Raw genomic sequence first — 14,831 nt, 5'->3', positions numbered from 1 at the left:
ATCTATTGATGATGTATTTTCCGGTGCTGCCTATAGACGCTTTGAATGAAATATAAGACATTGTTGCGACTAAGGTTATTTATTCAAACGTCGGGAAAACCAAAGCATGGAAAACAATCAAATTACAAACCCTGTGCAGTTTAATGGTCGAGGAGGCGAGTTTTTTGGCATCTGGATTGTCAATATCTTGCTCTCTATCATTACGCTAGGCATCTACTCTGCTTGGGCGAAAGTTCGAACCAAGCGATACTTTTATGGCAATACCTCGATTGCCGGAGATAACTTCGAATACCACGCCACGCCAATGCAAATTCTCAAAGGGCGATTGGTCGCCTTGGTGGTGGTACTGCTGTGGTGGCTCGCCAACAGTATCGCACCGATGATCAGTATGGTGTTGCTGTTAGCCTTCTACGCCGCATTGCCTTGGTTACTTTGGAGCAACGCACGTTTTGACGCGGCGATGACCAGCTATCGTAATGTGCGCTTTTCATTTACCGCTGCGTTGAAAGACGCCTACTTATCGCTACTTGGACGTGGCTTGGGTGCGTTGATGGTGGCGATGATCTATTTCTCGATTGTGGTTGCGATTGCGTCTCAATCGGTGATGGCTGCGATGATTTTGGGGGCGAGCTCATTGATCCTATTGGCCGTGCTTTACGGCTGGGTGATCGCCGGAGTGCAGAAGTTCTTTGCCAATGGCTATCAGTACGGCGATTGGAAGTTCAGCGCCGAGCTGACCAACGGCTTCTTTATCAAAACCTACCTGAAAGCACTATTGATTGGTGTGCTTGCGGCTGCGCTATTGGGCTTTGTTATGCTCGGTTCGGTATTTAGTGGAATGGACTTTCATGCGCTGCAAAACGGCAACTTTAGTTCGTTGGAAGACGGTTCTCAGATAAGTGTGTTCATCTTTGGTTATATTGCTCTGTTTGCGTTATCTATTGCGTTAAGCGCTTACACTACGGTTTGTATTCGTAACCATGTATTTGGTCAGCTTTGTGCGAGCCACGAACAAACACCTGAAAACCAATACCAGTTCAACTCCAGCTTAACGGTGTTTGGTTATGTGTGGCTGGTGGTGTCGAACTTCTTACTCCAAGTTATCACGCTAGGTATTGCGCGCCCTTGGGTTATGGTTAGGACTACGCGTTACTTGGCGGACAATACCGAAGTGATCGGCAATATGGCACTGTTAGCAGCGACAGACCTAGATTCTGATGTGAAATCTGCGATTACCGATGAAGTCGCACAAGCGTTCGACCTCGGCATTGGTATTGGTTAATGCGGATTCAAGGAACCGCTTTTCCGCCTCGTAGCTCAGTTCGTTATGAGGCGGAGTTGGACGTCAGCCAAGCCAATTTCTTAAGCCTGCGCGTGGACGGCGATATCATCAGCTGTCAGAAACAGGATGTAGAAATCAGCGTGCCGGTCGGCAATTTGCCAATCCGGTTTGCTTTCCCTGATGGCTGGGTATTTGTCGTGGAGCGCAGCGCAGAAGTTAGCGCGTGGCTCAAGCGTAACAGCAAGTCAGGATTCGTGGATAAAATTGAATCTAACGTGATGGCTTGGCTCGTTGCGGTCGTGGTGTGTCTGGGTGTGGTACTCGGTGGCTATTTTTATGCGCTGCCTTGGGTCAGTGAGAAAGTGGCACAATCGCTGCCAGATTCGGTTTCGGTGAGCTTGGGCAATAAGATTCTGGAAACCTTTGATAACAACTGGCAAGCGAGTGAATTACCACTAGAGCAGCAACAAGCGATTCGACAACGTGTCACCCAGCACTTACAGCAGCTAGATCCATTGCCGTATCCGGTCGAAATCATTTTTCGTTCATCAGACATTGGTGCGAACGCGTTTGCTTTGCCGGGTGGGAAAGTCATTTTGCTCGACCAACTGGTTGAGCTTGCCGCGAATGAGCAGCAACTGGACAGCATTATCCTGCACGAAATTGGCCATGTTCATCATCGTCATATGATGGAGAAATTGGTTCATTCGAGTATTTTGTCGGTCGGGGTAGCGCTTTTGACCGGAGAGAGTTCAGGTATTGTCGATAACCTTGCGGGTGTTGGCGTGTTCTTCTTGTCTAACGGGCATTCAAGGCAAGCGGAGAGTGAAGCCGACCACTTTGCAAAGCAAGCAATGGTGAAGATATACGGTAGCAGTGAACCGATGGCGGAAATGTTTGAGTTGTTCCAGCAGCAAGACTCACTTGATGTTCCGGAGTGGCTTAACTCTCACCCAGATTTCGAGCAGCGCATCCAAGCCGCTCGGGATTAATATTCAAGTCAAAAGAAACAAAAAAGGCAGCGAATCCGCTGCCTTTTGTTTTATTCAGTCACTGCTATTACAGCGCTGCGATAGTCGTTTTTTGCTCTTCAAGCTTAGCCAGAGTTTCTTTGTAACCTTCTAGCTTCTCACGCTCTTTCGCAACAACCGCTTCCGGTGCTTTTGCAACGAAACCTTCGTTACCCAGCTTACCTTCGATACGTTTGATTTCGCCGTGAGTTTTCTTGATTTCGCCATCCAAACGAGCAAGCTCTGCGTCTTTGTCGATTAGACCTGCCATTGGGATCATCAGCTCAGACTTCGCAACCAGTGCTGTTGCACACGCTGGAGTTTCTTCACCTGCTGCCAGCACGCGTACTGACTCCAGTTTCGCTAGAGAAACCAGTACTTGCTTGTTCGCTTCTAGACGAGCCGCGTCTTTCTCGTTAGCTGCTTTCAGCATCACTTCAAGTGGCTTACCTGGGTTGATGTCGTACTCAGCACGTAGGTTACGGATGCTAGTAATGAACGCTTTCACCCATTCGATGTCATCAAGTGCTTCTTGGTTGAAGTTTGCTTCATCAAACTGAGGAAGCGCTTGAAGCATAATTGTGTCGCCTTCAACGCCATCAACTAGTGGCTTGATGCTTTGCCAGATGGTTTCGGTAATGTATGGAATCACTGGGTGAGCTAGACGAAGTGTCTTCTCAAGTACTGTGATTAGCGTACGACGCGTGCCGCGTTGCTGAGCTTCGTTACCTTTCCAAAGAACAGGTTTAGTTAGCTCTAGGTACCAGTCACAGAATTGGTTCCAGATGAACTCGTAAATTGTGTTCGCTGCCATATCCAGACGGAAGTTGTCTAGGTGAGCATTGAATTCTTTTGCTGCCAGTTCAAACTGAGATTCGATCCACTTGTCTGCCAGTGAGTATTCAATCTCACCTGCGCCAAAGCCACAATCTTGCTCTTCTGTGTTCATCAGTACGTAACGGCTTGCGTTCCATAGCTTGTTACAGAAGTTACGGTAACCTTCCAGACGCTTCATATCCCAGTTGATATCGCGACCAGTAGACGCCATTGCTGCCAGAGTGAAACGTAGCGCGTCAGTACCGTATGGTTCGATACCGTTTTCAAATGTCTTACGCGTGTTCTTTTCGATCTTCGCTGCAAGTTGAGGCTGCATCATGTTACCGGTGCGCTTCTCAACCAGAGATTCTAGGTCGATGCCATCAATCATGTCGATTGGGTCAAGTACGTTACCTTTTGACTTAGACATCTTGTCGCCGTTTTCGTCACGGATTAGACCCGTTACGTAAACCGTCTTAAATGGTACTTGTGGCTTGCCGTTTTCATCTTTACAGAAGTGCATCGTCATCATGATCATACGAGCAACCCAGAAGAAGATGATGTCGAAACCAGTGACGAGTACGTCTGAAGGGTGGAAAGTTTTCAGATCGTCTGTGTTCTCTGGCCAACCTTGAGTGCCGAATGTCCATAACGCTGAAGAGAACCACGTATCCAGTACGTCGTCGTCTTGGCGTAGAACCACAACTGGCGCTAGGTTGTTGTTAGCGCGAACTTCTTCTTCAGTGCGACCTACGTAGACGTTGCCGTCGTTGTCGTACCATGCTGGGATGCGGTGACCCCACCAAAGCTGACGAGAGATACACCAGTCTTGGATGTCGCGCATCCAAGAGAAGTACATGTTTTCGTATTGCTTAGGTACGAATTGGATTTCGCCGTCTTCAACTGCTTTGGTTGCCGTCTCTGCAAGAGGTGCAGTACGTACATACCATTGGTCAGTTAGCATAGGTTCGATAACCACACCACCACGGTCACCGTAAGGAACAGTTAGGTCGTGGTCTTTGATTTCGTCCAGCAGGCCAAGTTCTTCAAATTCTGCCACGATCGCTTTACGCGCAGCAAAACGCTCCATGCCTTGGTATTTAGCTGGAATCTCAGTTGAGTAAGCGTCACTTGCTTCGCCGTTGGTGTTAAACACTTCAGCGGCGTCACGAATGTTCGCGTCAAACGTTAGGATGTTGATCATTGGTAGCTGGTGACGCTTACCGACTTCGTAGTCGTTGAAGTCGTGCGCAGGTGTGATTTTCACACAGCCAGTACCTTTTTCCATATCTGCGTGTTCGTCACCCACGATAGGGATACGACGGTCAACGATAGGAAGTAGAATTTCTTTACCAATCAGATCTTTGTAACGAGGATCTTCTGGGTTAACCGCAACACCAGTATCGCCTAGCATAGTTTCTGGACGAGTCGTTGCCACAACGATGTAATCTTTACCATCTGCTGTTTTAACGCCGTCTGCTAGTGGGTAACGGAAGTGCCACATGTGGCCTTTTTTATCTTTGTTCTCAACTTCTAGGTCTGAGATCGCTGTGTGCAGTTTTGGATCCCAGTTAACCAGACGCTTACCACGGTAGATCAGATCTTCTTCGTACAGACGCACGAACACTTCTTGAACCGCGTTAGACAGACCGTCGTCCATAGTGAAACGTTCACGATCCCAGTCTACCGATGCGCCAAGACGACGTAGCTGCTTAGTGATAGTGCCACCAGACTCGCCTTTCCATTCCCAGATTTTGTCGATGAACGCATCACGGCCGTAATCGTGCTTAGTTTTGCCTTCTTCTGCCGCGATCTTACGCTCAACAACCATCTGAGTTGCGATACCCGCGTGGTCAGTACCCACTTGCCAAAGGGTGTTTTTACCCTTCATACGCTCAGCACGGATCAGTGTATCCATGATGGTGTCTTGGAATGCGTGGCCCATATGTAGGCTACCAGTGACGTTCGGTGGCGGGATCATGATGCTGTATGATTCTTTAGTCGTGTCACCGTGTGGCTTGAAGTAGCCTTTCTCTTCCCAAGCTTGGTATAACGCTTGTTCAATTGAAGTTGGGTTGTATGTCTTTTCCATAGCGCTCATTTTTCCTCGTCATACTTGGGGCTGATAGCGGCGTTAACTGCTTTCGCAAAGCCTAAGCTCAATTATTTAGAGGAAATCTTGTCTAGTTTCTGGTTAATTTCTAAGTCAATCTTTATAAGTGAGGGATCTTAGCCAAGATCGCCTTAACTATAAGGATTGACCGTTAGTTGTGTGCAATCTCTATCGTTTGTAGCTGATAGCCAGCCTGACGATAGATTTTATATCTTTCTCTTGCGAGCTGCTTAGCTTTTTGTTCGCAAGGGACGAAGTCTACCACTTCGGCAAACTTGTTCGCAAAGGTTGTCTCATTTTCAGCCAAATTAATTACCAATTGACGGTTCCAAGAGGGCTTAACCCCTTGATGACCGATTTCAATATTGGTGGCGTATCTGGGACCTTCACCAACAAGGTTATGGGCGATAAATTGTTCCGGTTCGACTTGCCAAAACAGCTCGGCTAACTGTTCTGCCTGTGCTTGGTTGTCGCCGTTGATGTATACCTTAGCGCCTTGCTTCGCAAAATGCTGAGCCAGAAACACCACATACGCGAGAAAGCCTTCGCTTTGTGCTTGAGGCGTCTCGGCGTTGACGATGTAAAAAGTGGCATTTGGCATACGGTTCTCTCACCCAAGATATGAAAAAAGGGCCTTGCGGCCCTTTTTTGTTGTTGGAATATTATTCCTCAGTCTCATGGCCGCTGCGGTTCAATAAGAATTGGACTAGCATTGAGACCGGACGGCCAGTAGAGCCTTTCGCTGCACCAGACTTCCACGCAGTACCTGCGATATCAATGTGTGCCCAGTTGTATTTCTTCGCGAACTTCGACAAGAAACACCCAGCAGTGATAGTGCCGCCAGGACGGCCGCCGATGTTTGCCATGTCAGCAAACGGGCTCTTTAGCTGCTCATGGTATTCATCTGCCATCGGTAGACGCCATGCGCGGTCACTTGCTTGCTCAGAAGCGTTGATTAGCTCATGAGACAGTGGGTTGTGGTTTGATACAACGCCGCTGATGTGGTGACCCAGTGCGATAACACACGCGCCAGTTAGTGTTGCAACGTCGATTACGCACTCTGGCTCGAAACGCTCTACGTAAGTAAGGGCGTCACACAGTACAAGGCGACCTTCTGCGTCGGTATTTAATACTTCAACCGTTTGACCAGACATCGTAGTTAGGATGTCGCCAGGGCGGTACGCGTTGCTGCCCGGCATGTTTTCACAGCCAGCCAATACGCCGATAACGTTGATAGGCAGATTCAGTTTTGCCAGCGCTTTCATCGTACCGAATACTGAAGCCGCACCACACATGTCGTACTTCATTTCGTCCATGCCTTCGCCTGGCTTAAGTGAAATACCGCCTGAATCGAAAGTCAGACCTTTACCAACCAGCACGATTGGTTTTGCGTCTGAATCTGGGTTGCCCTTGTACTCCATGATTGACATCATAGATTCGTTCTTAGAGCCACGACCTACTGCTAGGTATGACGTCATACCCAGTTTTTCCATCTCTTGCTCACCGATGATCTTCGTCGTTACGGTTTCGTAGTCGTCAGCTAGGCGACGAGCTTGAGATGCAAGGTATGCAGGATTTGCAACGTTTGGTGGCATGTTGCCTAGGTCTTTCGACGCTCTTACACCTGACGCGACTGCTAGACCATGAGTGATCGCTTTCTCGCCCAAGCTCAGTTCACGACGCGTTGGTACGTTGAATACTAGCTTACGTAGTGGGCGGCGAGTTTCAGGTTTAACTGTTTTGAACTGGTCAAAGGTGTACAAGCCATCTTTTGTTGCTTCAACCGCTTGGCGTACTTTCCAGTATGTATCGCGGCCTTTAACGTGCAATTCAGTTAGGAAACATACCGCTTCCATTGAACCTGTTTCGTTAAGCGTGTTGATGGTTTTTTGAATGATCTCTTTGTACTGACGTTCACCCAGTTCACGCTCTTTACCACAACCTACGAGTAAAACGCGCTCAGATAGAACACCTGGTACTTGATGAAGCAGTAGCATCTGCCCCGGTTTTCCTTCCAGATCACCACGGCGAAGTAGTGAGCTGATATAGCCATCGCTGATTTTATCTAGCTGTTCAGCAACCGGAGAAAGACGACGTGGTTCAAACACACCGACAACGATACATGCGCTACGTTGTTTCTCTGGGCTACCACTCTTTACACTGAACTCCATGCGTACTCCTACATCCTAAAGACAAATAGAACTAAATGTTAGATAATGGCGTCTTACTTGTTGAGTCCGTTACCGGAACTGACTTTAAATAAACGCGTTAACAGTTAGCCAAAAAATTTAAAAATAAAACGTTCAACGGGAAATTATAGTGATTCAATTAAAAAAACAAGTTTTGTATAGGTAATTTCAGCGTGATTATTGTTAGATATTTGATCCGCGAGACACTCAAGAGCCAGTTAGCGATATTTTTCGTGCTTTTTTTGGTATTTGTGAGTCAGAAGTTTATCAGTGTGCTCGCTGATGCTTCAGGCGGGGATATTCCTGCGGGACTGATTTTTTCCATCGTAGGTTTGAATATGCCTGCAATGGGACTATTAATGTTACCTTTGAGCTTGTACATCGGGATCTTGATTACTTTTGGCCGTTTATACGCTGAAAGTGAAATTGTCGTCATGAATGCTACCGGTATTGGTAACAAATTCTTGGTACAAGCCGCGTTATACCTAGCGATTTTGACCTCGGGTATTGCCGCGTTTAACGCACTTTGGTTATCGCCTTGGTCACAAGACAAAGTGGAACAATTACTGGAACAAGTCGAAGCGGAAAACAGCGTAGATTTGTTGAAAAAAGGCCAGTTTCAAGGCACGCCAGATGGGTCTTCTATCGTTTTTATTGACGATATTAAAGGAAACTCGTTGGATAACGTCTTTGTTGCACAAATGAGACCAAAAGACTCCATTTTGCCAAGTGTGATGTTTTCTTCATCAGGTGAAGTGAAAGAGCTTGCCGATGGACGACAGTTGATCGTAATGCAAGACGGTACACGCTACGAAGGTGTGCCGACGCGCGTAGAGTATATGATCACCAAGTTTGACGAATACGAAGGCGTGATTGGCCAGCGTGAAGTGAAGCAAAAAGGTCGTGATTGGGAAGCGTATCCAACATTAGACTTGATTGGCAATGGGGATCCAGAAGCGCAGGCAGAACTGCATTGGCGTATGTCGCTGTTTGTTTGTATCCCTCTGCTGACGATGTTGGTGATTCCGCTCTCGGCAGTGAATCCGCGTCAGGGCCGTTTTGCGAAAATGGGCCCCGCAATCCTGATTTACTTGGCTTACTTCTTGGCGATCAGTGCGACGAAATCCGCGATTGAAAACGAAGACATTCCTGCATCGATTGGTATGTGGCCGATCAACGCGCTGCTGCTGATTGTGGCGATTCTTGCCAACTTGATGGATAGCGTGTCCGCCAGAAAACTCAAAGAAAAATTCCGTAAAAAGAGGCTCGCGTAAGCTGTGTTTAAAATCTTAGACCTTTATATCGGTAGAACGATTATCTCTACCACAGCGCTGGTTTTGGCAACGTTCATCGGCCTTTCAGGGATCATCAAATACGTTGAACAGCTACGCAAAGTCGGTAAGGGCGCTTATGATTTGCTGCACGCGTTGTACTTTGTGTTGCTGAGTATTCCACGTGATATCGAAATGTTCTTCCCGATGGCGGCACTGCTCGGTGCATTGATCGGTTTGGGCATGCTGGCGTCGAGTTCTGAATTGGTGGTGATGCAAGCGGCGGGTTTCTCGAAGCTAGACATCGGCATGTCGGTGCTGAAAACCGCGGTTCCTTTGATGCTGATCGTCATGGCGCTTGGTCAATGGGGCGCGCCTGAAGCGCAAAAAATGGCGCGCGACTTGCGAGCGTTTGCCTTATCTGGCGGTAATATTGCGTCGGTGCGAGCCGGGGTATGGGCCCGTGACGCCAATGACTTTATCTTTATCGGCAAAGTCGATGACAACAAGTTGTACGGCCTGAACATGTGGCAGTTTGACGAGAATAAAAAGCTGCAATCGGTGGTATTTGCTAAAGAGGTGAACTACCAAAAAGACAACAACTGGATGATGAACGACGTGCAGATCACCGATATGGGGGATGAAACACAGATCATCAAACGTGATGTTGATGAAATGGAGTGGCACACCTCTCTAGCACCTGACAAGCTTGCTGTGGTAACGGTGAAACCGGAAGAGCTGCCGCTAAGTGGTCTGTATGATTACGTGACGTATCTGAAAGAGTCAGAGCAAGACGTCTCTCGTTATGAGTTGGCATTCTGGCGCAAAGTTACCCAGCCATTCTCGATCGGTGTCATGATGCTGTTGGCGCTCTCTTTCGTCTTTGGTCCATTACGTAGTGTTAGTATGGGCGCGCGAGTGTTGTCTGGTGTGGTTGCCGGCTTTACTTTCTACATTTCGAGTGAGTTCTTTGGTCCATTGACTTTGGTATACGGCATTCCACCTGTGTTTGGTGCTTTGATGCCGAGCTTGGTGTTCCTTGGCTTGGCGCTAATGCTGCTACGTAGAAAGCTGTAACTACTTAGCATAGATAGAAATAAAAACGGCTGCCTGATGGCAGCCGTTTTTTTTGTGTTTAAAGCAGTCTCTTCAATCGATACAACTCTTCCAGAGCTTGGCGAGGTGTAAGGTCGTCTGGGTCGATATTCGCCAACGCTTCTTCAACTTCGCTTGGCTCTGGGATTAAGCTCAACTGATTGGCAATATCCACGCCAGAGCCAGCTGATGTTGGCTCTTTGGCGACGCTGAGCTGCTCGAGCTGATTCAATTTTGCGCGTGCGTTCTTGATGACGCTCTTAGGGACGCCCGCTAATCCAGCCACCGCCAGACCATAGGATTTGCTTGCCGCACCTTCTTGCACTGCGTGCATAAAGGCGATGCTGTCGCCGTGTTCCACCGCATCAAGATGCACGTTAGCTAAGTTTGGCAGCAGACTTGGCAGTTCAGTTAACTCGAAGTAGTGGGTGGCGAACAGCGTCATCGAGCCTAGTTCTTTTGCCAACCATTCCGCGCTAGCCCAAGCAAGAGAGAGACCGTCATAAGTACTAGTACCACGACCAATCTCATCCATTAACACTAAACTGTTCGCGGTCGCATTGTGGAGGATATTGGCGGTTTCGGTCATTTCTACCATGAAGGTCGAACGTCCTGAGGCAAGGTCGTCCGACGCGCCAATGCGAGTAAAGATGCGGTCAATGGAACCAATTTGCGCTGACTCGGCGGGTACGTAGGAGCCGATATGAGCCATCAACGCAATCAACGCGGTTTGGCGCATATAGGTTGATTTACCACCCATGTTCGGACCCGTAATGATCAGCATCTTGCGCTGTGGGTTCAGCTCGATTGGGTTGGCAATAAACGGGTCATCCAATACTTGTTCAACCACTGGGTGACGACCCGCTTGAATATGGATACCCGCGTCTTTGGTTAGCACTGGGCGGCAGTAGTCAAGACTGTCGGCGCGCTCGGCGAGGTTTTGTAGTACGTCGATTTGTGACACCGCAGACGCCAGATTCTGCATCTGTTCTAGGTGCGGTAGCATCAAGTCAAACAGCTCTTCCCACAGACGCTTTTCTAACGCCAGTGCTTTTGACTTAGAGTTGAGCACCTTGTCTTCATGCTCTTTTAGTTCAGGAATGATGTAACGCTCGGCGTTTTTCAACGTCTGGCGACGCACATAATGAGGTGGTACGAGATGGCTCTGTCCACGGCTGACCTGAATAAAGAAGCCATGAACGTTGTTGTAACCAACCTTGAGCGTATCAATGCCGTGGCGCTCGCGCTCTTCTAGTTCGAGTTTGTCGAGGTATTCGGTCGCGCCATCCGCCAGCTTACGCCACTCATCTAATTCTTCGTTGTAACCTTCGGCGATCACGCCACCATCGCGAATTACTACCGGCGGGTTTTCTTTGATTGCACGCTCTAGCAGCTCACACATTTCATCCATAGGCGCCGCGTATTGCGCCAGCTTTTTCAGGTAAGGATGAGAGAGCGAATTCATCACTTCCGCCAGTTCTGGCAGTTGCTGCATCGCATTGCGCAGACGTGCCATATCACGTGGCCTTGCGCTGCGTAGAGCCAAACGAGCGAGGATACGTTCGATATCACCAATCTGTTTGAGTACCGGATACAAGTCGGCGAAAACCGCCAGCTCTTTGATATCGCTGATCGCGTCCAAGCGCTGGTTAAGAGTGTCGATATCGCGCATCGGTTGATGTAGCCAGCGTTTGAGCATACGGCTGCCCATTGGCGTTGCGGTATGGTCGAGCACTTCCGCTAGAGTATTGTCGGTGCCGCCCGCCAAGTTTTGCGTGATTTCGAGGTTGCGGCGGGTTGCCGCGTCGAGGATCACCGAGTGGTCTTGACGGTCAAAGGTTAGCGAGCGGATATGTGGCAGTGCGGTGCGTTGGGTATCTTTAACGTATTGAATCAAACAACCCGCAGCACATAAGCCAAGATTGGCGTGTTCAACACCAAAGCCGACTAAATCTCGAGTGCCAAATTGCTGGTTAAGCTGTTGTTTAGCGGTATCCAGTTCGAATTCCCATACCGGGCGGCGGCGGTTTCCATTGCGTGACGCCATTAGATGTACGGGTTCAAAATCTTCAGGGAACAACAGTTCGCGTGGCGCGGTACGCTGTAATTCCGCTGCCATCGCTTCTTCTGTTTCAGGTTCCATTAACTGGAAGCGTCCCGAGGTCACATCCAACGTCGCATAACCAAATTTACCGTCGTGGTAGTAGATTGAGGCGATCAAGTTATCCAGGCGTTCAGACAGCAGCGCTTCGTCGGTCACCGTACCTGGGGTAACAATTCGTACTACCTTACGTTCAACCGGACCTTTGCTGGTGGCGGGATCGCCAATCTGCTCACAAATCGCGACCGATTCTCCAAGCTGCACCAACTTCGCTAAGTAACCTTCTACCGCGTGGAAAGGGACACCTGCCATCGGGATCGGTTCACCTGCCGATGCGCCACGCTTGGTTAAGGAAATATCAAGTAACTGAGACGCGCGTTTTGCGTCATCATAGAAAAGTTCATAGAAATCACCCATCCGGTAGAACAGCAAAATGTCCGGATTTTCGGCCTTAAGCTTCAGATACTGTTGCATCATGGGTGTATGTTTTTGTTCAGCTTTCACGGGTAACTTCTTTCGTTTATTTCTATTGCGGCTTAGGATACGTGAATAGCTATTAAGCGAAAAGATGCAATAAGGAGTTTGGCGTGGAATCACTACAAAATTTGTCTCAGCAGTTGGGGGAATTACTTCATCAACACGGATTGGTACTCACAACCGCAGAGTCTTGTACTGGTGGGGGCGTCGCCTCGGCAGTGACAGATATTGCGGGAAGTTCTGCTTGGTTTGACCGCGCCTTTGTTACCTACAGCAACGAAGCCAAAATGGAGATGCTTGGTGTAAGAGAAAGCACCTTGCAACAATATGGCGCAGTAAGCGAACAAACCGTTGAGGAGATGGTACTGGGCGCGTTGGCGCATTCGCGAGCAAATATTGGCGTGTCGATCAGTGGCATTGCAGGGCCGGGTGGTGGCAGCGTAGACAAGCCTGTTGGCACGGTCTGTTTGGCTTGGGCAGACAAAAATGCTTGGTTGAAGATCGAGACGTTAAAGTTTGACGGTGACCGAGAACAAGTGCGTTATCAGGCTGTCGAAACCGCACTAAAAGTACTGTATGAAAAGTTAAAGTTTTGAACCAACTACGATGCTTGCTAATTAAAATGCATTAAAAATTAGATAGATATCATCTAATTCTAAAAAAAATCCTTACAGCTATAGACACTGTATGAATCAACAGTATAATGGCTTTCATAGATTATTCGGGGTAGCCCGAAGTTTGAACAGAAGAATTCATTTTCATCAAGCCATTGATGAAATATTTGGAGAAAGTGATGGACGAGAACAAACAGAAAGCGCTCGCCGCTGCGCTAGGTCAGATTGAAAAGCAATTCGGCAAAGGCTCTATCATGCGCCTTGGTGATAACCGCGCAATGGATGTAGAAACTATTTCGACTGGTTCACTTTCTTTGGACATCGCACTGGGTGCTGGTGGTCTTCCAATGGGTCGTATCGTTGAAGTATACGGTCCTGAATCTTCAGGTAAAACAACTCTAACTCTTGAGCTTATCGCTGCTGCTCAGCGCGAAGGTAAAACTTGTGCGTTCATCGATGCAGAGCACGCACTTGACCCTGTTTACGCGAAGAAATTAGGCGTTGATATCGATGCGTTGCTTGTGTCTCAGCCAGATACGGGTGAGCAAGCGTTAGAAATCTGTGACGCACTAGCGCGTTCAGGTGCTATCGATGTCATGGTCGTGGACTCGGTTGCGGCATTGACACCGAAAGCCGAAATCGAAGGCGAAATGGGCGACAGCCACATGGGTCTTCAGGCACGTATGCTTTCTCAAGCGATGCGTAAGCTGACAGGTAACCTAAAGCAGTCTAACTGTATGTGTATCTTCATCAACCAAATCCGTATGAAGATTGGTGTGATGTTTGGTAACCCAGAAACAACGACTGGTGGTAACGCACTGAAATTCTACGCATCTGTTCGTCTTGATATCCGTCGTACTGGTTCTATCAAAGAAGGCGACGAAGTCGTCGGTAACGAAACCCGCATCAAAGTTGTTAAGAACAAGATTGCAGCACCGTTTAAGCAAGCAGAAACTCAGATCCTATATGGTCAGGGCTTCAACCGTGAAGGTGAGCTAATCGACCTAGGCGTGAAGCACAAGCTAATCGAGAAAGCGGGCGCATGGTACAGCTACAACGGCGACAAGATTGGTCAAGGTAAAGCAAACGCGGGTAAATTCCTACGTGAAAACCCAGAAGCGGCAAAAGCGATTGATTCAAAGCTGCGCGAAATGTTGCTATCTCCGGCTGAAATCCAGCCAGATGACGCTGAACTTGGTAAGATGCCTGAGCAAGAAGAGCTATAATTTAACCAGTTCTAATTTGAGAAGCCCTGCACATGCGGGGCTTTGTTGTATATACACCAAAGGAAAATCTCTGGAGCGAAGATGTTTCAACGCAAACCGCCGACACTCTCTAGTAAAGAAGCTGCGATGCAGTTATTGAGTCGTCGGGACCATGGTGAATATGAGCTGTACCAGAAACTGGCCTTAAAAGGCTACGGCGAAGACGACATCCAGCAAGCGGTGAACTTTTGTCTCGATCATAATTATCTGGATGATCTTCGCTACGCGAAAAGCCAGATCCGTCAGCATGTTTATAAAGGCCACGGCGAACGACGTATCAGACAAGAGTTGAACCAGAAGCGCGTGGCTGATTCGGTGATTGAACTGGCGCTAGAGGAGGAGCCTCAGGATTGGTTCGAGTTAGCCAAACAAGCCGCGGAGAAGAAATTCAAAGGGGTGAAAGCACAGGATCAGAAAGAGTACGCCAAACAAGTCCGTTTTTTACAGTACCGAGGCTACAGCTTTGAACAGATTGCTTATGCGCTCGGAAAAGAATAAACGTAGCGGCTGCAATACGGTTTTGAATCCTCAAAAACTTAACTCTATGTTCGTGCTAGTTTAATTACTAATTATTTAAGTTTTTGTAAATAAATAACAG

The 14,831-nt window shown here is 48.2% G+C and carries 11 protein-coding genes; 7 read left to right on the top strand and 4 right to left on the bottom strand.

What is annotated here, in order from left to right; translation table 11 throughout:
• Window positions 1-106 precede the first annotated feature (106 nt).
• The gene (locus tag AKJ31_RS18605) at window positions 107-1,282 is read left to right on the top strand and encodes a YjgN family protein (protein WP_053410572.1); all 1,176 of its coding nucleotides are present in this window, start codon (window positions 107-109) and stop codon (window positions 1,280-1,282) included.
• The gene (locus AKJ31_RS18600; protein WP_053410571.1) at window positions 1,282-2,274 is read left to right on the top strand and encodes a M48 family metallopeptidase; all 993 of its coding nucleotides are present in this window, start codon (window positions 1,282-1,284) and stop codon (window positions 2,272-2,274) included. The genes AKJ31_RS18605 and AKJ31_RS18600 overlap by 1 nt, the downstream gene beginning before the upstream one ends.
• Window positions 2,275-2,341: 67 nt before the next feature.
• On the opposite strand, the gene AKJ31_RS18595 is transcribed toward AKJ31_RS18600, so the two are convergent.
• The 3 genes from AKJ31_RS18595 to pepA all read right to left on the bottom strand — a co-directional run bounded on the left by AKJ31_RS18595 (window position 2,342) and on the right by pepA (window position 7,392).
• Window positions 2,342-5,200 carry a valine--tRNA ligase gene (locus AKJ31_RS18595; RefSeq protein ID WP_053410570.1) on the bottom strand — a complete coding sequence of 953 codons (2,859 nt, stop codon included), beginning with the start codon at window positions 5,198-5,200 and terminating at the stop codon, window positions 2,342-2,344.
• Between the two features lie 172 nt (window positions 5,201-5,372).
• A complete protein-coding gene (locus AKJ31_RS18590) occupies window positions 5,373-5,822 on the bottom strand; it encodes a DNA polymerase III subunit chi (RefSeq protein WP_053410569.1) in 450 nt (149 codons plus the stop codon).
• 61 nt (window positions 5,823-5,883) lie between these two features.
• Complete coding sequence (gene pepA, locus AKJ31_RS18585) at window positions 5,884-7,392, bottom strand: leucyl aminopeptidase (RefSeq protein ID WP_053410568.1); 1,509 nt, start codon at window positions 7,390-7,392, stop codon at window positions 5,884-5,886.
• A gap of 191 nt (window positions 7,393-7,583) precedes the next feature.
• Between pepA and lptF the strand changes: the two genes are divergently transcribed.
• Both lptF and lptG read left to right on the top strand, forming a co-directional pair.
• Window positions 7,584-8,684, top strand: coding sequence for an LPS export ABC transporter permease LptF (gene lptF, locus AKJ31_RS18580; RefSeq protein WP_053410567.1), 1,101 nt, complete (start codon window positions 7,584-7,586; stop codon window positions 8,682-8,684).
• A 3-nt stretch (window positions 8,685-8,687) separates the two neighbouring features.
• On the top strand, window positions 8,688-9,758 hold the full coding sequence (lptG, locus tag AKJ31_RS18575) for an LPS export ABC transporter permease LptG (protein WP_053410566.1): 1,071 nt from the start codon (window positions 8,688-8,690) through the stop codon (window positions 9,756-9,758).
• A 58-nt stretch (window positions 9,759-9,816) separates the two neighbouring features.
• Here the strand turns inward: lptG and mutS are convergent, their stop codons facing one another.
• Window positions 9,817-12,381, bottom strand: coding sequence for a DNA mismatch repair protein MutS (gene mutS, locus AKJ31_RS18570; protein ID WP_053410565.1), 2,565 nt, complete (start codon window positions 12,379-12,381; stop codon window positions 9,817-9,819).
• 83 nt (window positions 12,382-12,464) lie between these two features.
• Here mutS and pncC point away from each other — a divergent pair, with 83 nt between their 5' ends.
• The 3 genes from pncC to recX all read left to right on the top strand — a co-directional run bounded on the left by pncC (window position 12,465) and on the right by recX (window position 14,731).
• A complete protein-coding gene (gene pncC, locus AKJ31_RS18565) occupies window positions 12,465-12,950 on the top strand; it encodes a nicotinamide-nucleotide amidase (RefSeq protein WP_053410564.1) in 486 nt (161 codons plus the stop codon).
• 197 nt (window positions 12,951-13,147) lie between these two features.
• A complete protein-coding gene (gene recA / locus AKJ31_RS18560; protein ID WP_053410563.1) occupies window positions 13,148-14,194 on the top strand; it encodes a recombinase RecA in 1,047 nt (348 codons plus the stop codon).
• An 81-nt stretch (window positions 14,195-14,275) separates the two neighbouring features.
• Entirely contained in the window at window positions 14,276-14,731 is a 456-nt protein-coding gene (gene recX, locus AKJ31_RS18555; protein ID WP_053410562.1) for a recombination regulator RecX, read from the top strand.
• Window positions 14,732-14,831 lie beyond the last annotated feature (100 nt).

The organism is Vibrio hepatarius, from assembly GCF_001274785.1.
Classification (GTDB): domain Bacteria; phylum Pseudomonadota; class Gammaproteobacteria; order Enterobacterales; family Vibrionaceae; genus Vibrio; species Vibrio hepatarius.
The sequence above is the reverse complement of the archived record's forward strand: the minus strand, read 5'-3'. Positions and strand labels throughout refer to the sequence as shown.

Excerpts from the sequence above, each read along its gene's own strand:
- pepA (WP_053410568.1), bottom strand. The coding sequence starts at position 7,392 with ATGGAGTTCAGTGTAAAGAGTGGTAGCCCAGAGAAACAACGTAGCGCA.
- AKJ31_RS18605 (WP_053410572.1), top strand. The coding sequence starts at position 107 with ATGGAAAACAATCAAATTACAAACCCTGTGCAGTTTAATGGTCGAGGA.
- AKJ31_RS18595 (WP_053410570.1), bottom strand. The coding sequence starts at position 5,200 with ATGGAAAAGACATACAACCCAACTTCAATTGAACAAGCGTTATACCAA.
- recA (WP_053410563.1), top strand. The coding sequence starts at position 13,148 with ATGGACGAGAACAAACAGAAAGCGCTCGCCGCTGCGCTAGGTCAGATT.
- AKJ31_RS18590 (WP_053410569.1), bottom strand. The coding sequence starts at position 5,822 with ATGCCAAATGCCACTTTTTACATCGTCAACGCCGAGACGCCTCAAGCA.
- recX (WP_053410562.1), top strand. The coding sequence starts at position 14,276 with ATGTTTCAACGCAAACCGCCGACACTCTCTAGTAAAGAAGCTGCGATG.
- AKJ31_RS18600 (WP_053410571.1), top strand. The coding sequence starts at position 1,282 with ATGCGGATTCAAGGAACCGCTTTTCCGCCTCGTAGCTCAGTTCGTTAT.